The following is a 17,024-nucleotide window of genomic DNA, read 5'->3' on the forward strand; positions in this document are numbered from 1 at the left end:
GCAGGAGGACTCCCTTATGAATCGTGCCTTACTCAAACAGGATGCCAAGGACGCTATGAAAGCGGCAAATCCGCATCCGGTACTCACAACCCTTGTTTTCTGGGCGATCCAGCTCGCCGCGCAGATCATTCTTGGTATTGTTTCCAGTATCTGCGGCTTTACTACCTACTTTGCTGCAGCCATCAGCTCCAGCATGTATGAAGACAGTGCATTTTTAAACTATGCCCCCAGCATCGGCGCTTTCCTGATCTACCTGGTTGTTGCGATCGTTATCGGCCTACTGATCGGTACCGTTCAGTTTGGCTATTATGCATACAGCCTGAAGGTTTTCAAGCATGAAGAAGCCGGCATTTCCGAGCTGCTTGCATACTTTCCCATGCTGCTCAAGATTTTCGGTCTTTCCCTCTGGATGGGTCTGTTCATCATGCTGTGGAGCTGCCTGTGCTACATCCCCGGCATCATCGCTGCACTGCGTTATTCCCAGGCCTTCTACATTCTGGCAGAAGATCCCAATAAGGGAATCCGTCAGTGTGTCAATGAAAGTAAAGAGCTGATGAGCGGTCATCTGTGGGAATACTTCGTGCTGCAGCTTTCCTTTATCCTCTGGTATTTGCTTACAGGTGTTACCTGCGGTATTGCAAGCCTGTATGTAACTCCTTATACCGAGATTACCAACGCCGGTTATTATTTAAGCTTAAAGCCGGAACAATCTTATGACGGCGGATATGGATGCGATCCTCAGCCGGATGATGTGATCTGAGGATTTTCCGGAAAATAGCTATTGTAACCATATGATTTTTATAAAATATCCATTCGTACAGGTGTACTTCCTAAAGACCTGGGCGGATGGATATTTTTTATTTTTATAAAAAAGAATGTGCATCCTCGTAAAGCGTTTATTATCGTATGGAAACGAAGTTTTCTATACGATAATAAGAACCAGATACCCGAGAGGCGAAGCCTTTCTGGCATCTGGTTCTTATTTTCAATCTTTACCGCCTTCCGATACTAGGCGATATCCTGTATTTTTCGCGATGTCGCCGCTTTGCCCCCGGAGTTTCAGCCACCGCTCATCCGAGCCGGTGCGCCGTTTTGTGTAGCTTAGTGATGGAACAGTCTGATTCCGGTAAATACCATCGCCATGTCATACTTATCACAGCATTCGATGACCGCATCATCGCGGACGGAGCCGCCGGGCTGTGCAATGTATTTTACGCCGCTCTTATGTGCGCGTTCGATGTTATCGGAAAACGGGAAGAATGCGTCAGAACCAAGGGTTACATCGGTCAGCTGGTTTAACCATGCACGCTTTTCTTCTCTCGTAAAGACAGCAGGCTTTACCTTGAAACGGGTCTGCCATACGCCCTCGGCCAGCACATCTTCGTATTCATCACCCATGTAAACATCGATGGCATTGTCTCTGTCTGCGCGTCCAAGGCCGTCTACAAACTGCAGTCCAAGCACCTGGGGAGACTGACGCAGCCACCAGTTATCCGCTTTCTGTCCTGCCAGTCTCGTGCAGTGGATACGGGACTGCTGACCTGCACCAATACCGATCGCCTGTCCGCCTTTTACATAGCAAACAGAATTGGACTGGGTATATTTCAGGGTGATCAGCGCGATCTTCATATCGATCAGCGCCTCTTCGGGCACTTCTTTGTTCTTTGTTACAAAGTTTGACAGCAGCTCTTCATCAATGTTTAACTCGTTGCGTCCCTGTTCAAAGGTCACGCCGAACACCTGTTTTCTCTCGATTTCCGCAGGGCGATAAGAGGGATCGATCTGGATAACATTGTATCCGCCCTTTTTCTTTGCTCTTAAAATCTCCAGCGCTTCGTCGGTATAGCCGGGAGCGATCACTCCATCGGAAACCTCGCGCTTGATCAGCTTTGCCGTGTCTGCGTCACAGACATCAGACAGTGCAATAAAGTCACCAAAGGAAGACATTCTGTCTGCACCTCTCGCTCTTGCGTAGGCACATGCCAACGGAGAAAGCTCTCCAAGGTCGTCTACCCAGTAAATTTTTGCCAGCGTATCCGTCAGCGGAAGTCCCACGGCCGCACCAGCCGGGGAAACGTGCTTAAAAGAGGTTGCTGCCGGAAGTCCGGTCGCTTTTTTTAACTCGGAAACAAGCTGCCAGCCGTTTAATGCATCCAGGAAATTGATATATCCTGGCTTGCCGTTTAATACGGTAACAGGCAGGTCGCTGCCATCCTCCATGAAAATTCTGGAAGGCTTCTGATTCGGGTTGCATCCGTACTTTAACTGAATTTCGTTCATTTTTTCCTCCATTCCATTTTCAGTGGTTTTTGTTCACAATTCTTGTCTCGTATTTGCCGGTTTCGATGTCGATGTAGCGCACAAACAGGGAAACCTTATTTTCTTCATTCAGACTTTCCCAAACCAGCTGAGTAAAGCTGTCGATATCTCCGGAAATCGCAACCTTCTTCGGCTCGCCGGAAAAGCTCGGCAGCGGATTGCCGTCATGCATATAGGTGTGGATAAATCTGCCCTCGCCCGCTTTCGGATTTTCGTAAGCAAAGGTGTAACGCAGGCAGGAGGACGGATCGCCGTCGTCGCTCTTTAAAATGGACATTGCGAAGTTGTAACCGCCGTTTTCAATATGCAGGATTCCGGAAATACGAGGGGTGTAGTTCGGACCGTCCGGCTCAAATTCCCGGCTGCGCAGGCTCTGCTCGAAGGTCAGCTGCTTGTCCATGCCCTCATAGATCGTGTCTGTCTGGTCGCCGTTTGTAACGATCGTCTTGTTACCCAGCACGCGAACCGGTGCATAGATGATCAGGCTCGGATCCTCCAGCTTGGACGGATCAAACGCCTGTGTGCGGATGCCCTCGCCCTCCTCTACGAACACACGGTTGCGGGAATTGCTGCTTCTGCCCATAATAAAATACGCTGTTACCGCCTGTTTTCCGTCAGGGGTTTTGCCGATGACGATACCTCGTCCCGGATAGGCGTTGTTTTTCAGTTCTTCCGAAAGATTTAAAAGCTCCATGTTGTCCTCCATTTTGAAATGAATACGATAAAAAACCGCCTGAATACTCACATCATCTTCTGCTGTCAGTACCCAGGCGGTCGGTTTCTTCAAACGTGCTCCCCGTGGTGATCTCCACTAATCCGCCAGTCACACGTTTTGTGTTTGATTGTGTTAAAACAGGATACCCGCTAACGGAACATCCTATTCTATGCTATGCGGCCAATCGGTTAAAATCAGTCCGCAGAGCTGTAGTTGGGAGCTTCCTTCGTGATATGAATATCATGAGGATGACTCTCACGCAGAGCTGCTGCAGAAATCTTGACGAATTTGCCGTTTTCCTTCAGCTCTTCGATGTTTTTTGTTCCGCAGTAACCCATACCGGAGCGAAGACCGCCCATCAGCTGGAATACCGTATCTTCTACCAGACCCTTGTATGCAACACGACCTTCTACGCCTTCCGGAACGAGCTTCTTGGCGTCGGTCTGGAAGTAGCGATCCTTGCTGCCGTTTTCCATCGCAGCGATGGAACCCATGCCGCGGTAAACCTTGTATTTACGTCCCTGATACAGCTCGAACTGTCCGGGGCTCTCATCACAGCCTGCAAACATGGAACCCATCATGCAGACGCTTCCGCCTGCCGCGATTGCTTTGGTGATTTCACCAGAATACTTGATACCGCCGTCTGCGATGATCGGGATACCATATTCTCTTGCAACTGCGTAGCAGTCCATGATAGCTGTGATCTGAGGAACACCGATACCTGCAACCACACGGGTTGTACAGATAGAACCGGGTCCGATACCAACCTTAACGGCATCTGCACCTGCTTCGATCAGTGCTCTGGTCGCTTCTCCGGTTGCAACGTTGCCCGCAATTACCTGCAGATCCGGATATGCTTCCTTGATCATGCGCAGGCAGCGCAGTACGTTTTCAGAATGACCATGTGCGGAATCCAGAACAATAACGTCAACCTTGGCTTCTGCCAGAGCTGCCACACGATCCAGAACATTGGCAGTAATACCAACACCTGCACCGCAGAGCAGACGTCCCTGTGCATCCTTTGCTGCAAGAGGATATTTGATCGTCTTCTCAATATCCTTGATCGTGATCAGGCCCTTCAGATTGAAGTCCTTATCAACGATCGGCAGCTTCTCTTTTCTTGCCTTTGCCAGAATCTTCTTTGCTTCTTCCAGTGTGATACCTTCGGGAGCCGTAACCAGACCTTCACTGGTCATGGATTCTTTAATCTTCTTGGTAAAATCTGTCTCGAATTTCAGGTCGCGGTTGGTAATGATGCCGACCAGCTTTTTGCCCTCTGTGATCGGGACACCGGAAATACGGAATTTTGCCATCAGCTCATTGGCATCTGCAAGGGTATGCTCCGGGGATAACGAAAAAGGATCTGTAATGACGCCGTTCTCAGAACGTTTTACCTTGTCCACCTCATCGGCCTGCGCCTCAATGGACATATTCTTATGGATAATACCGATACCGCCCTGTCTGGCCATTGCGATCGCCATTCTATGTTCTGTAACGGTATCCATTCCCGCACTCATCAGCGGAATGTTCAGCTTGATCTTTTTTGTCAACCAGGTAGTCACGTCGACCTGATTGGGAATTACCTGAGAGTATGCCGGCACCAACAGCACATCGTCAAAGGTAATGCCTTCGCCAATAATCTGACCCATCTTCTCTCCTCCTGCGTATTTTAACTGTCAATTCAATGAAAACTGCCAGTAAATACACTACTGACAGTTCGTTTGAGGCAAGTGTAACAGAATTAAAACTCTGTGTCAATCGAAAAATACTTTTCTGGGCGCAACAGACTGAAGTGCTTTTACCATAGCCTCGCTGGGCTCAAAAATGATCTTGCGGTCTCCGCTGTAGATCATCACATAGCGTCTGTCCGGCTGTCCGGCAACGCCGCTGGAATAGTCCGTCACCTTAAGCTGACGATTCTTCATGTTGTCCAGATGCCAGGAGTTGATCGGTGCAAAAATCTCCATACTCTCTGTTTCAAACTTCTCGACTTTTTTCCGTTTGGTTTTGTTTAAAATCTTGTCGACGGAAATCTCCTTATCCACGTACAGATATTCAAACTCCACGCTGGCATTGAGCGAAGTAAAATACGCTCCGATTCCGGCTGCTGCCACTCCGAGCCACATCAGGGCATTCAGCATGCTAAGCAGGAAAAAAATCACCGCCAGGACAATCAGAAAAACCTGCAGTGCTTTCATCGCACTGGACGGTTTTTTCGCCACCAGACATTCTACATAGCTTTCATTCATATTGCTTTACCACCTTCGTATTTATTCCCCATCCCGGGAAGCTCAGGGTTTTGAAAGGTCTGCCCTTTTGACAGTGCTCCCTTTTTCAAACCGATAAAGCTATCATAGTACAGAATTCGCTTTTTTTCAAGGTATCCCAGGGACTTATCCGGTAGTTTAGAAAATTTTCACTTTTCTATCACAATGCTTTCATTGACTTCCCAAAATCAAACGACTATGATAAATATCAGCGCATGAATCTTTCCATACTATCGAAACGATCGAACACAGGATACCGGCACCAGATTTTGCCGCATGCCGCAAAATACAGGATTCAACACCGAACTACAGGGAGGCACTCAATGGCAACAGGCAATTCCGTCCATGACGAAGTTAAGGAACAGCAGCAAAAATTAAAAGGGAAACCCTTCAAGGAAAAATGGGCTTATTTCTGGGAATATTATAAAATCCAAACGATCGTGGTGATCGCGGTTCTCGCCTTTGCGGGAAACCTGATTTACACCTTTGCGACGCGCAAGGATACCGTCATGGAAGCAGCCTTTGTCAACTGCTACATGAATACCGAGGTCGACTCCGACACGATGATCGCCGATTTTGAGCAGTATGCTGACATCGATACCTCCAGCGACTGTGCCGCAATCAACCGGGATATGAATGTTGATTATGAAAATACTGACCAGTATTCCTATGCAAATATGCAGAAAATCATCGCGATGATATCCGGCAAGACCTTAGATGCCCTCATCACAGATGATACCTATATGGATCACAATCTCGAAGCCGGTCTATTCTGCGACCTGCACCAGTATTTTACCGACGAGGAGCTGGCACAGTACGGCGATCAGGTTATATACAAGGATCTTCCTGATGACAATACCGACGGGGAAATCCCCATCGGCATCAGCGTCAGCAGATCCAAATATCTGCTGACAGATCGGGCAAATGCATGGTTTACCATCCCTGCCAACTGCCAGCACCCGGAAAATGCGAAGAAATTTTTAGAGTTTATGCTTGAGCCGTAACACTCGCTGCTGCATACGACATGTAAAAATTCCGCGTAAGCTGCCAGAACGCTGCTCACGGCAAAAATCCCCGCCGCCACAGCCTGAATCGCTGTGACAGCGGGGATTTTGTTACTCAAAGCGCACCATGCGCACTTCTCACTCATTTTTCAGAATCAATTCCATCAACGTGTTCCCTTTTCCCTCCGGGTCATAGCTCTGCCACGCGATCACGCGGCCATGAGGCGACAGATACAGCATCTGTCCGTTCATACCGCCCTTGCAGTGCCCTCCGTTTTCCATCTTTGCAAGCTCATATTCCCGCTCAAAAACAAGCTCGACCCACTCTTTCGAAAGCAGATGCTTTCCTTCAAATGTGCCACCGTTTTGATAGACCTCGCCAAGCTTTGCCATGTCCTCTGTGCGCACATACATGCCGGTCGCTCCAATCGGATACCCCATCGGACACTTTGAAAAAGCCGCCTCCCTTACATGCAGCGGCATCAGCAGGCGCGGGCGCAGAAAGTCGTCCAGCTTTTCTTCGGAAAGCTCCGTCACAACGCGGGACAGCAGATAATATGCACCGTCGCTGTACTGATAGTCCACGCCCGGCCGCGCCGGAACCGGACGTTCAAACGCGAGCTTTAAAAAATCCTCCGAACCAAACTGCGTCATATCATAATTATCGATATCCAGAAAATCCTCCGTCACGCCGATTCGGTGCCGGATCACATGATCCAGCGTCACTTCTTCCCATTGCGGATCATAGCGCTCCGGCAGCTTTTTCCGAAACAGATCGCAGATCTTATCGTCTGGCTTCCAAAGTCCCTGATCGTATAAAAAGCCAAGCGCCGTCACGGTAAACACCTTCGTAACGGAATAGATGTCATTGCACGGATTGTCCGGCACAAAACTCCATGTCGTGCGCTTTCCATGCTCCGACTCCGTCAGCCAGAACAGCGGAAGATTCAGCACACGGATTTCCTCCAGAATTGTTTCTATCATGTTATTTTTCCTTTTCTTTAATGTAGTGCGACACGCCGAGCTGCCATATTACATTGTAGGCACCTTGTCCTCGCCTGCGGGCGCAAGGCTCCACTCCACCTGCTTTTCCCCGTTTTCCAGAAGCTCCCAGCTCACCGAAAGGATTCCATCCGGCGTCTGGATACTGCCCTTTGCCCAGGTCAGCTGCCGCTGGCTGCTGAGACGGATTTCGTAAGAAAAATGCTGTGCGAACCCGGGCACGGCTGGCGGCTGCAGTTCGCCGTTGAGCGGCTTCAATGCCTGTGCTGGCGGTGCAGTAACGTCCGGCTGCGTAGAGTTGACAACGGGCGGCTGCGGCGCTGGTATCATCCGGATCCCAAGGATCTGTGTAAACAGCAGCCGCACACAGGCGCCAAACATCGGATGGTTATGGGATTCTCTGCCATCCCAGCGCTCCCAGAGCGTCGTCGCACCATTTCGTTTCATATGTGCAAAGGACGCTGCTTCGCTGTCATTGGTCAGAAGCCTTACAGCCAGATCCCCTGCACCGATGGAAAACAGTTGTTCCAAAAGCATCGACGTGCCGAAAATTCCGGTATCAAAACGTCCGAGCGCTTCATATTTTTCGACCAGATGCTTTTTCGTCCGCTCATCCCCAAGCCCAAGTGCCAGTCCATAGGCGTTGCCTGCTGCCCTTCCTTCGCAGAAATCTCCGGTTTCCGGATCGAAATAAGCGTCAAGAAAAGCATTTTTGACATTCTTTTCCCGCTCCGCAAATCGAATTGGCAGTTTATTATTCATTTTTTCTGAAATTTGCATCATTTCCTGCAATCCATGCAAGTAGTAGAACGTATTGATAAATGCCTCCGGCAGCTGCTCCTTTTCCTCTGATGCCGGAAAGCACCAGTCGCCCAGACACCAGCCGCCCTCCTCTTCGCGGACCACAAGTCCCTTTTCACTGTGGGCATCCATATAATCGAACCAGCGCAGGATCGCGTCATAGCCCTGCACAAGCAGGCTGTCGTCCCCATAAATTTTTGCCCATGCGAGCGGAACCATTTTTCTGCCATCGTGCTCCCCAATCAGGATCGGATAAAGCTTTCGGATCACACGATCCGGTGGACAGGTCTGCTCTTCTAAAAGGGTTTCCGGTGCATGGACCGGCTGTGCTGGCTTCCAACCGGATAAATCAGCGCCCGGATACTGCCAGCCTTCCAGCTCTTTCCGCAAATCCCGACCTCTCCCAAAAAGAGGTTGTTTTTCAGCAATCCACCCGGATGCCACAATGTCTGCCGGTCGCTTTCAATCCATTCCTGTCTTCCGTCTGCATCTGTCAACGTCAGCTCAAACCAAAGCTTCGGCAGCCCGAAAATAAATTTTCCTTCGGCAATCCGTTCTGTCTGATGATACCAGCCATTGCCCAGTCGTACTGCAAGTACATTCTCTCCTGCCTTTAAATACGGAAGTAAGTCAAAGCTCAAATACCGGCAGCGATGTGCGCTGCGCTCCTCCCATACCGGATACGTTGTTTCACAGCCGAGCACCGACGCGTAGTCTGTCATCGCCGGCATCAGCTCCTGATCGCTGATCCTTTTTCCATTGATATAGAATAGAAAATACCCCAGTCCGCAGATTTCCAGACGGGCGCTTTGAAAGCGCTCTGTCCTATCCAGCCAGAAGCTTCTTCGAAACAGCGGCGCTTCACAGCCTGCGCCGCCGCAAATCCAGTGTTCTTTTTTCAATCTTGATTCTCTCCCGTAGCCCTTGCCGCCCCAATATCAGAAAACATGCCGCCCTGCCATCTGCTTAGATGATAGAACGGCATACGCACTCTTCTAAATATTGGAAGCCTGTTTATTACTGACTTACTGTCATTTTCCCCAGGATTTCTTCTACTTCCTCTACACTCATCAGGAGGTCTTCCGCTATTTTGGATACAGAATCGCCTTTTTGATACTTTTTAGTTACCAACTCGACCGTTTTTTGATTAGATCCTTCCAGGCGTCCCTCTAAGCGTCCCTCTTCCAGCCCCTTCTCCATGGCTTCCCGAAAAATCTCCTTCGACCGATAATTCAACACTTTTCCTCCCATAACTTCCGTAACCTCCTTCTCCACATTGTCATATTTCGACGCCAGTTTTTCCACTACAGTATTCGCCAGTTCACACAACGCGCCGCCGGTAATTGGCTTCATACGCCCGCTTTGGCACTCCTGATCCAGCCGTGCAGCTACGTTCTCATATTCCATCCTCAAACTGCGAAGCCGCTTTTCATCTCCATTAATTATTCGAAATTCCTTTTCATATCGAAAAATATAGAATGGGATCAACATCCATAACTCTTTTTCAAAAATTTCTTTCAACGTATAGTTCTTTACTTTCAGGATCGGAATTTCGTAAAATATTTCCTTTTTCCCAACGCAAATACAAATCTTCAACTCATCCGGTGTATTCGAATTGCTCCTCAGATAGATCACTGCAGAATCCGGAAATTTCACATACAGCACGCCGTTCCGGTATTCCTTATTCCTCAAAGCAATCTGCGCATCATATTCCCACATCCGAATTTCCATTGTCCCATCCGGTGTGCTCTGACATTCCAGATGATACCGTTTGGAAATTCCCTTTAAAGAAATCAATGTCAGGTTGGAATCCGTAACCCGCTTCTCCTTTTTCCCCTCCGGGTTCCTAAAAAAAATCTCGTTTTCATTCGATACCACTACTTCCCGCCCGGTATAATTCGTGCCGAACAGCTCGTTAATCAGCGGAACCACCAGCTCTGGGCAGTCCTGCAGCAGCGTGCGGAAAGTGTCATCATAAGGTGTATTGATTGTCTCCATCTTTTGCCTTTCTGATACATTCATCATATACCAGGAAGGCTCTTTCCTGCAAGGTCTTCCCGGTATCTCCATCTGTTCCTTATTCAATTTTTGTCTGATAGAAATCTCTGGTCGATCCGACCTTGAAAAAAAGATTTTAGATTCTACGGCAGGGGCGGCTCTCCCTCTGCAAAAGCCGCCTGCCATAATAGAATATATTTGATGCCAGGGTCAAAAGGTCTAAGCCCACATGAGCTTGCTCATAGGTGGGTGAAAGACCTCTTGACCCGCCCCGATAGGAGCATAAAAGTGGGATGATAATCCCACGATATGCGACTATAGGGCAGGATTGTGGGAGTGCACAGCACGGAACAATCCACAAGCATCAAGGTCGGGGGTTTTTGCCCTCGACATCATAGATTTAATGTAAACGATACTTCGAAAAAAATCAACAGCAACCGCTATCCAATATGCTGCGTTTTGATTGGGGATCTGACCCCGTTTCACGCATATCCCCGCCTCTGCTTCTCCCACATTTTCCAGTAGCGTCCCTTTTGCGCCAAAAGTTCCTGATGGCTGCCGCACTCCGTAATCCGTCCATGCTCCATGACATAGATTCGATCCGTCAGCGCCGTCACGGAAAGCCGGTGCGAAATCACGAGCACGCCCTGATCGGGATGTCCCTGCAGCAGCGTTTTGTTAAACGCATCCTCTGCAAACGGATCAAGTGAAGCCGCCGCTTCATCCGCAATCAGAAACTCCGTGTTATAATAGCAGGCGCGCGCCAGCGCAATCTTCTGTTTCTGTCCCTCTGAAAACAGGAAACCGTCCTCGCAAAATTCCCGCAACACCTGTTTTTCGACCGGAACAGAGGTCCCCTTTCGATACAAACCGCTCTCGCACAACGCGTCCGCAGCCCGGCTCTTATCTGCGTTTTCGGAAAGCGCCACGTTCTCCGCCAGAGACGCCGCATACAGCAGATTTCCAGCAAACAGCACCGTGAAATGCTTCCGACATTCCTCCCATTCTGCCTTCGTCGAAACGGCTGCTCCATCCGCAAAAATCGTCCCACTGTCCGTTTTTCCAAGTCCGAGCAAAACCTTGATGAACGTCGTTTTTCCGGCGCCGCTGTCTCCGACCAATGCGATCTTTTCCCCCTTTTTCATCTGAAAACAGATGTCCAGTAAGACTTTCTTCTCCCCGTATCCGAAATCGACATGCTCCATCGAAATCTCTGAAATCATCCTACTGTCCGCTGCCATGGATTCCTGGTTTTTGTCATTCGACACTTCTCCGTTTTGTTCGCAAAAATCAATAAATCCGTCGATGTATCCGGCATACTCCCCGGCTCTTCCCGCCATCTGCTCAAACAGCACGGACAGCGCATACAGGATGATGTGCGTCCCGTTCAAAAGCGCCGCAAAATCGTCCAGTCCGATCGTCTTTTTCCAGAAAAAACAATATCCCAGATACGCGATCATCAAACAGTCGATAAACAGAAAATCGCTCCCGATCTCCCGCCCGAACGCAATTGGAAAAATACGTCGATTCCACTGTTTCGTCTGCTCCGCCTTTTGCGAAAAGCTGTCCTGATCCCGTTTTACGAAAAATGGCAGGCAGCCCAGAATCCGCCCCTCTGCTGCATATTCCTTTCGCAGAAAAATCCGTAAATAGTTCTGGTGCAATGCATCTTTTTTGTTCTGTTCATCCCGCTTTGCGTTCGTTTTTTCCACCAGACTTTTGACACAGAAACGGCTTGCCACAAACGCCAGCAAAACGAACACAACGATCATCTGATCCATGCGGATATAAATGACGACCGCTACCGCACCAGCCAGAAAACTGCCGAACAGCTGCCGGTAAAATTCCAGCGTTTCCTCCATTTTCGTCTGTGCAAACTGCAACGCCCTGCGGTATCCGTGAAAGTATGATTCTTCGTTATATTTTCTGCAATCTGCGTCCAGCATGATCCGGTACAGCCTGCAATTTAGTTTGTATTCCAGCCGTTCCTTCCACTGAGGATAAATGCGTTCAAAGTACCAGTGCCACAAAAAGCTCACCGACAGCTGGTACACCAGAAATCCTCCCAGCACCCACGCTGCCCGTATCAGATCACGCCCCATCAGCGCGCCGATCATCCATTTCAAAACAAGGACATTCGCCAACACATCCGCCAGGTCATATGCGCCCGTCAGCACAATTTCCAGTAAAAACAGCCCCGGTGCATCCAGAAAGCGGAGCTTCTGCAGCCGCAGATGACTTTTCAACCCGTTAAACCGCATCGTTTTCCCCCTCCTGTGCAAAATACTGCCGTCGCTGCGTCGTAAACATCCTGCAGTAGTCGCCGCCCTTTTCCATCAGTTCTTCGTGCGTTCCATGCTCTGCAATCATTCCTTTTTTCAGATATAAAATCTGATCTGCCTGCCGTGCAAAGGATAACCGATGCGTCACGAAAATCAACAGCTTTCCCTTTGTCGCTTCCAGCACTTCCTGCAAAATATCCGCTTCTGTCAGCGGGTCTAAAAATGCTGTCGGTTCATCCAGAATTACCGCATCGAAATCGCCTGCAAACACCCTGCACAGAAAGTGCTTCTCCCCTTGCTGCTGCGGCTCAGGTCCCGCTGGAAGCTCCCAGTGTCCTGCTGCCGGCTTCTGCCTCCGCGCAGCTTCCTGCTGTCCCGGAAGGCAGTACCTCCGATACTGCTTTTACCGAGATTGCCTGCATCCTGCCGTCCTTCTCCGATCAGTTTTCGTTATCCATGGTAAATGGCATACTTTCTGCATTTCCCATAGATTCCTATATCTGTCACCTTTTCCAGAGCTTCAATCCTTCTCTGGAAAACCGGCTGCTGCAAAAATGTATCGACACCGGCATCAGCGGAATCGTTCTGTTTCCTCAGGATCAGCCATTTTTCAGCGAGCAACTGCTTTATCTGCTGCTGCAGAAATATCCCCTGGTCCTCATCGACCGGAATCTTCCGCGTCTGGATACCAGCTATGTCATTGGGGACAATAAAACCGGCGGTGCACTCTGTCTGCGTCATCTCCACGCCCTCGGACATCAGCGCATCTGCTTCGTCTCTTCTGCCCGGCGGAATACCTTCACGGTTCGCTCCCGTATCGACGGCATTTTGCAAGAAGCGAAGGCACGCAATATTCCGGAATCCTCCATTACGATCTTGGATTTCTTCAACAAGCATCAGCCCTACGTTCACTATCAGAAGCAAATGATGAAGCTGATCCGGGAGGAGCGCATCACTGCCTTTATTGCAGCAGAATCCACTACCTGCGCCTATCTCTACAGCCTGTTTGCCACAATGAACCTCCGGGTTCCTGAGGATATCTCCCTGATGTCCTTTGATAAACCGCTGGTAGAATCCCAGCGTCCCGATTTCTTTACCCACATTAGTCAGTCCGAATATCTGATGGGAAAAGAAGCCGGCACGATTCTGAAACATCAGATCGAAACCCGTGATCCGCAGGTGACACGCCGTGTGATGTCGCCTCTTCTGGAGGTTCGCAAATCCACAAGGGCGATTGTGCTGTAGCTTTTCCATCTTTGTTGACACATCAACAAATATATGTTATGCTTTCCAGGCCGACTTGGGAAATCGATCGGCCACGCAGCCCAATGGGCCTGCGAAATGGAGGTAACGAATCACATGAATCAGATACAGATTATTACAGACGCGGGATCGGATATCGTCGATTGCTCCCGCACAGACCTGACCGTCCTTCCGATGACCATCCGTTTTGGCGATGAAGAATATTTGGACGGCGTCAACTTAACCCACAGACAGTTTTATGAAAAGATGATCGAAACACAGGTGCTGCCGACCACCAGCCAGCCTTCCCCCTATGCCTTCGAGGCTGCAATCAGAAAAATCCATGAACAGGGCGACATTGCACTGATCATTACGATCTCCTCCAAGCTCTCCGGAACCTGGCAGAGTGCCAACATCGCCGCAGCCGAAACCGGCGGAGAGGTTTATATCGTAGACAGCTTAAACGTTGCCGTCGGGGAAAAGGCCATCGTGGAATATGCATTGCGCATGAAGGATGCCGGCACAGATATCCACACCATCGTAGAGACCCTGAATCATGAAAAAGAAAATCTGCGAGTGATCGCTCTTTTGGATACCCTGGAATATCTGCAAAAAGGCGGCAGAATTTCCAAAACCGTTGCCATCGCCGGAAGCCTGCTTTCCATCAAGCCGGTGGTCTCCGTTGTGGATGGTGAGGTTGCACTGCTGGGTAAGGCACGGGGCTCCCGCCAGGGCAACAACTTCCTGATCCAGCAGATTCAGAAGGACGGCATTGATTTTTCCCGGCCGTTTTTCTTGGGCTACACCGGGTTAAGCGACGCGCTGCTGCAGAAATACATTTCCGACAGCGCAGAGATCTGGAAAGAGCATGTCGATCATCTGCCCATCGGAACCATTGGAGGCGCCATCGGAACCCATGTCGGTCCCGGAGCTATCGCAGTGGCGTTTTTTACAGAAAAATAATCTTTGAACTTAAGGGGGATCCTCCTCCAAAAAAGCAAAAGCACCTCAACCTTTCTCAGATCGGTTGAGGTGCTTTCTTTCTGACAACAGGATCGGTTCAATCCTCCTCGATATGCTCCAGTCCCTGATTGATGATCGTGCGGACATGTCCGTCCGCCAGGGAATAAAAGATGGATTTGCCTTCTCTTCTGCTTTTAACCAGTTTATTCTGTTTTAAAATGCGCAGCTGATGGGAAATCGCCGACTGCGTCATCTGCAGGGCTGCTGCAAGGTCGCAGACACAGACCTCCGCTTCAAACAAAACAAACAGAATCCGGATACGGGTAGAATCTCCAAATACCTTATAAAGCTCCGCCAGATCATAAAGCTCTTCTTCTTTTGGAAGCTTTTCCTGTACGATCCTGAGCAGTTCTTCATGAACCTCCGTTTCTTCACAGTGATCCATTTCCAGTTCTTCTTTTTCCTGCATGGTTCTCTCCATTTTCTTTACAGCTTTTTCACATTCAGGGCGCGGATCGCATTGAGCACGGCGATAATCATAACGCCCACATCTGCGAAGATCGCCGCCCACATATTCGCAATGCCGAGTGCGCCGAGGATCAGGCAGACCACTTTAACACCGATTGCAAAATAAATATTTTCATAAACGATTCTCAGGCACTTTCTGGAAATTCTGATGGCCTTGGAAATCTTTAACGGATCATCATCCATCAGAACAATATCCGCCGCCTCGATCGCTGCATCCGAGCCCAGTGCTCCCATTGCGATGCCGATATCCGCCCGGGAAAGCACCGGTGCATCGTTGATGCCGTCTCCCACAAAGGCAAGCTTTTCCTTTTCCCCTTTTTCATCCAGAAGCTTTTCTACCTGCGCTACCTTGTCGCCGGGCAGAAGCTCGCTGTGTACCTCATCAATACCGAGCTCTTCCGCAACCTGACGTGCTGCCTCCCGGCGGTCTCCGGTCAACATGATCGTCTTTTTCACGCCGCATTTTTTCAATGCCGCGATGGCTTCCTTTGCATGAGGCTTGATCTGATCCGAAATCAGGATATGTCCGGCATATTTGCCATTCACCGCCATGTGAACAACGGTTCCGACGCTGTGACATTCCATACAATCCACACCGAGCTTTTCCATCAGCTTGCTGTTGCCTGCAGCAACTCTCACGCCATCCACCTTTGCAGTCACACCGTTGCCGCTGATCTCTTCGACATCCGTTACACGGCTCGGATCCAGGGGCTTGCCGTATGCCTTCTTAAGGCTCTTGCTGATCGGATGGGAGGAATGGCATTCCGCCAGCGCTGCGTATTCCAACAGCTTCTCTGTATCCATGGAAGAATGATGCACACCGCTTACTTCGAACACGCCCTGCGTCATGGTTCCTGTCTTATCAAATACAACATATTTGGTTTCGGAAAGTGTTTCCAGATAGTTGGAGCCTTTTACCAGAACACCTGCGTTGCTCGCACCGCCGATTCCGGCAAAGAAGCTCAGAGGAATACTGATGACCAGCGCGCACGGACAGCTGATTACCAGGAAGGTCAGCGCCCTCATAACCCAGTCGCCCCATTCCGGTGTCATTCCAAGAAACAGCAGCCGCACAAGGGGAGGTAAAATTGCCAACGCCAGAGCTCCGTAGCAGACCGCAGGCGTATAGTATTTTGCAAATTTGGAAATAAAATTCTCGGATCTGGATTTTTTGGAGCTTGCATTTTCTACCATATCTAGGATCTTCGATACCGTCGATTCGCCAAACTCCTTTGTCGTCCGGATTTTCAGCACGCCGGACATGTTGATACAGCCGCTGATGACTTCGTCCCCAACGCCGGCTTCCCTCGGAAGGCTCTCACCGGTCAGGGCGCTGGTGTTTAAGCTTGTGCGTCCCTCTTCGATCACGCCGTCAATCGGCACCTTTTCTCCGGGCTGTACAACGATCACGCTGCCGATTTCAACCTCATCCGGATCAACCTGCTCCAGTGTTCCGTCTTCTTTTTCGATATTCGCATAATCCGGACGGATATCCATCAGCTCACTGATGTTTCTGCGGCTCTTACCCACCGCATAGCTCTGGAACAGCTCACCGATCTGGTAAAAGAGCATAACCGCAACGCCCTCTTTATAATCCCCCAGAAGGATCGCGCCAATGGTCGCAACCGCCATCAGAAAGTTCTCATCAAAAACCTGTCTGTTTAAAATACCTTTCCAGGCCTTTAACAAAATATCATGGCCGATCACCAGATACGGAATCATAAACAGCACAAATTTCAGCCAGCCATCTACCGGAAGCAGGCTCAGCACAACCATCAGCACTGCTGCCACGATAATCCTGGTCAATACTTTTTTCTGTTTCTTATTCATGCCTTTCCCCTTTCAGTAAAAACATTAAATCTGCAGACTGTCCATGACGGCTACAGCCTGCAGATTTGTCTTC

At 49.6% G+C, this 17,024-nt stretch carries 16 protein-coding genes and 1 riboswitch; of the genes, 4 read left to right on the forward strand and 12 right to left on the reverse strand.

Annotated features, from left to right (window positions below; genetic code table 11):
- The first annotated feature begins 16 nt into the window (after positions 1-16).
- The gene (locus tag ACLTOQ_RS01010; protein ID WP_412318445.1) at positions 17-760 is read left to right on the forward strand and encodes a DUF975 family protein; all 744 of its coding nucleotides are present in this window, start codon (positions 17-19) and stop codon (positions 758-760) included.
- 341 nt (positions 761-1,101) lie between these two features.
- Here ACLTOQ_RS01010 and ACLTOQ_RS01015 read toward each other — a convergent pair whose 3' ends face one another.
- The 4 genes from ACLTOQ_RS01015 to ACLTOQ_RS01030 all read right to left on the reverse strand — a co-directional run bounded on the left by ACLTOQ_RS01015 (position 1,102) and on the right by ACLTOQ_RS01030 (position 5,283).
- Positions 1,102-2,280, reverse strand: a complete 1,179-nt coding sequence (locus ACLTOQ_RS01015) for a phosphoribosylaminoimidazolecarboxamide formyltransferase (protein WP_262585416.1) — start codon at positions 2,278-2,280, stop codon at positions 1,102-1,104.
- A 19-nt stretch (positions 2,281-2,299) separates the two neighbouring features.
- Positions 2,300-3,013 (reverse strand): IMP cyclohydrolase, encoded by a 714-nt coding sequence (locus tag ACLTOQ_RS01020; protein ID WP_118497406.1) that lies wholly within the window; start codon positions 3,011-3,013, stop codon positions 2,300-2,302.
- 63 nt (positions 3,014-3,076) lie between these two features.
- Positions 3,077-3,156, reverse strand: a riboswitch (ZMP/ZTP riboswitch).
- Between the two features lie 72 nt (positions 3,157-3,228).
- Entirely contained in the window at positions 3,229-4,683 is a 1,455-nt protein-coding gene (guaB, locus tag ACLTOQ_RS01025; protein WP_021914307.1) for an IMP dehydrogenase, read from the reverse strand.
- Between the two features lie 105 nt (positions 4,684-4,788).
- Positions 4,789-5,283 carry a DUF6106 family protein gene (locus ACLTOQ_RS01030; protein ID WP_021914306.1) on the reverse strand — a complete coding sequence of 165 codons (495 nt, stop codon included), beginning with the start codon at positions 5,281-5,283 and terminating at the stop codon, positions 4,789-4,791.
- 341 nt (positions 5,284-5,624) lie between these two features.
- On the opposite strand from ACLTOQ_RS01030, the gene ACLTOQ_RS01035 reads away from it, so the two are divergent.
- Complete coding sequence (locus ACLTOQ_RS01035; protein ID WP_337426402.1) at positions 5,625-6,305, forward strand: hypothetical protein; 681 nt, start codon at positions 5,625-5,627, stop codon at positions 6,303-6,305.
- A gap of 138 nt (positions 6,306-6,443) precedes the next feature.
- On the opposite strand, the gene ACLTOQ_RS01040 is transcribed toward ACLTOQ_RS01035, so the two are convergent.
- The 6 genes from ACLTOQ_RS01040 to ACLTOQ_RS01065 all read right to left on the reverse strand — a co-directional run bounded on the left by ACLTOQ_RS01040 (position 6,444) and on the right by ACLTOQ_RS01065 (position 12,659).
- Positions 6,444-7,289, reverse strand: a complete 846-nt coding sequence (locus ACLTOQ_RS01040) for a serine hydrolase domain-containing protein (protein ID WP_412318447.1) — start codon at positions 7,287-7,289, stop codon at positions 6,444-6,446.
- Between the two features lie 48 nt (positions 7,290-7,337).
- Positions 7,338-8,498, reverse strand: coding sequence for a hypothetical protein (locus ACLTOQ_RS01045; protein ID WP_412318449.1), 1,161 nt, complete (start codon positions 8,496-8,498; stop codon positions 7,338-7,340).
- A complete protein-coding gene (locus ACLTOQ_RS01050) occupies positions 8,405-9,010 on the reverse strand; it encodes an alpha-L-rhamnosidase N-terminal domain-containing protein (protein WP_412318450.1) in 606 nt (201 codons plus the stop codon). Before ACLTOQ_RS01050 ends, ACLTOQ_RS01045 begins: the two co-directional genes overlap by 94 nt.
- Before the next feature lie 115 nt (positions 9,011-9,125).
- Complete coding sequence (locus ACLTOQ_RS01055) at positions 9,126-10,106, reverse strand: hypothetical protein (RefSeq protein ID WP_412318451.1); 981 nt, start codon at positions 10,104-10,106, stop codon at positions 9,126-9,128.
- Positions 10,107-10,588: 482 nt separating this feature from the next.
- Positions 10,589-12,367, reverse strand: coding sequence for an ATP-binding cassette domain-containing protein (locus tag ACLTOQ_RS01060; protein ID WP_412318452.1), 1,779 nt, complete (start codon positions 12,365-12,367; stop codon positions 10,589-10,591).
- On the reverse strand, positions 12,357-12,659 hold the full coding sequence (locus ACLTOQ_RS01065; RefSeq protein ID WP_412318454.1) for a hypothetical protein: 303 nt from the start codon (positions 12,657-12,659) through the stop codon (positions 12,357-12,359). Before ACLTOQ_RS01065 ends, ACLTOQ_RS01060 begins: the two co-directional genes overlap by 11 nt.
- 185 nt (positions 12,660-12,844) lie before the next feature.
- Here ACLTOQ_RS01065 and ACLTOQ_RS01070 point away from each other — a divergent pair, with 185 nt between their 5' ends.
- A complete protein-coding gene (locus ACLTOQ_RS01070; RefSeq protein WP_412318456.1) occupies positions 12,845-13,633 on the forward strand; it encodes a substrate-binding domain-containing protein in 789 nt (262 codons plus the stop codon).
- A gap of 114 nt (positions 13,634-13,747) precedes the next feature.
- Complete coding sequence (locus ACLTOQ_RS01075; protein WP_337426358.1) at positions 13,748-14,593, forward strand: DegV family protein; 846 nt, start codon at positions 13,748-13,750, stop codon at positions 14,591-14,593.
- 97 nt (positions 14,594-14,690) lie between these two features.
- On the opposite strand, the gene ACLTOQ_RS01080 is transcribed toward ACLTOQ_RS01075, so the two are convergent.
- A complete protein-coding gene (locus ACLTOQ_RS01080) occupies positions 14,691-15,062 on the reverse strand; it encodes an ArsR/SmtB family transcription factor (protein WP_021914279.1) in 372 nt (123 codons plus the stop codon).
- Between the two features lie 17 nt (positions 15,063-15,079).
- The gene (locus tag ACLTOQ_RS01085; protein ID WP_412318458.1) at positions 15,080-16,951 is read right to left on the reverse strand and encodes a heavy metal translocating P-type ATPase; all 1,872 of its coding nucleotides are present in this window, start codon (positions 16,949-16,951) and stop codon (positions 15,080-15,082) included.
- Between the last annotated feature and the right edge of the window lie 73 nt (positions 16,952-17,024).

It is taken from the genome of Gallintestinimicrobium sp. (genome assembly GCF_046968865.1).
Taxonomy (GTDB): Bacteria; Bacillota; Clostridia; order Lachnospirales; family Lachnospiraceae; genus Gallintestinimicrobium; species Gallintestinimicrobium propionicum.

Coding starts and splice junctions, on each gene's coding strand:
- ACLTOQ_RS01010 (WP_412318445.1), top strand. CDS start 17: ATGAATCGTGCCTTACTCAAACAGGATGCCAAGGACGCTATGAAAGCG.
- ACLTOQ_RS01015 (WP_262585416.1), bottom strand. CDS start 2,280: ATGAACGAAATTCAGTTAAAGTACGGATGCAACCCGAATCAGAAGCCT.
- ACLTOQ_RS01020 (WP_118497406.1), bottom strand. CDS start 3,013: ATGGAGCTTTTAAATCTTTCGGAAGAACTGAAAAACAACGCCTATCCG.
- guaB (WP_021914307.1), bottom strand. CDS start 4,683: ATGGGTCAGATTATTGGCGAAGGCATTACCTTTGACGATGTGCTGTTG.
- ACLTOQ_RS01030 (WP_021914306.1), bottom strand. CDS start 5,283: ATGAATGAAAGCTATGTAGAATGTCTGGTGGCGAAAAAACCGTCCAGT.
- ACLTOQ_RS01035 (WP_337426402.1), top strand. CDS start 5,625: ATGGCAACAGGCAATTCCGTCCATGACGAAGTTAAGGAACAGCAGCAA.
- ACLTOQ_RS01040 (WP_412318447.1), bottom strand. CDS start 7,289: ATGATAGAAACAATTCTGGAGGAAATCCGTGTGCTGAATCTTCCGCTG.
- ACLTOQ_RS01055 (WP_412318451.1), bottom strand. CDS start 10,106: ATGGAGACAATCAATACACCTTATGATGACACTTTCCGCACGCTGCTG.
- ACLTOQ_RS01060 (WP_412318452.1), bottom strand. CDS start 12,367: ATGCGGTTTAACGGGTTGAAAAGTCATCTGCGGCTGCAGAAGCTCCGC.
- ACLTOQ_RS01070 (WP_412318456.1), top strand. CDS start 12,845: ATGGTAAATGGCATACTTTCTGCATTTCCCATAGATTCCTATATCTGT.
- ACLTOQ_RS01075 (WP_337426358.1), top strand. CDS start 13,748: ATGAATCAGATACAGATTATTACAGACGCGGGATCGGATATCGTCGAT.
- ACLTOQ_RS01080 (WP_021914279.1), bottom strand. CDS start 15,062: ATGCAGGAAAAAGAAGAACTGGAAATGGATCACTGTGAAGAAACGGAG.
- ACLTOQ_RS01085 (WP_412318458.1), bottom strand. CDS start 16,951: ATGAATAAGAAACAGAAAAAAGTATTGACCAGGATTATCGTGGCAGCA.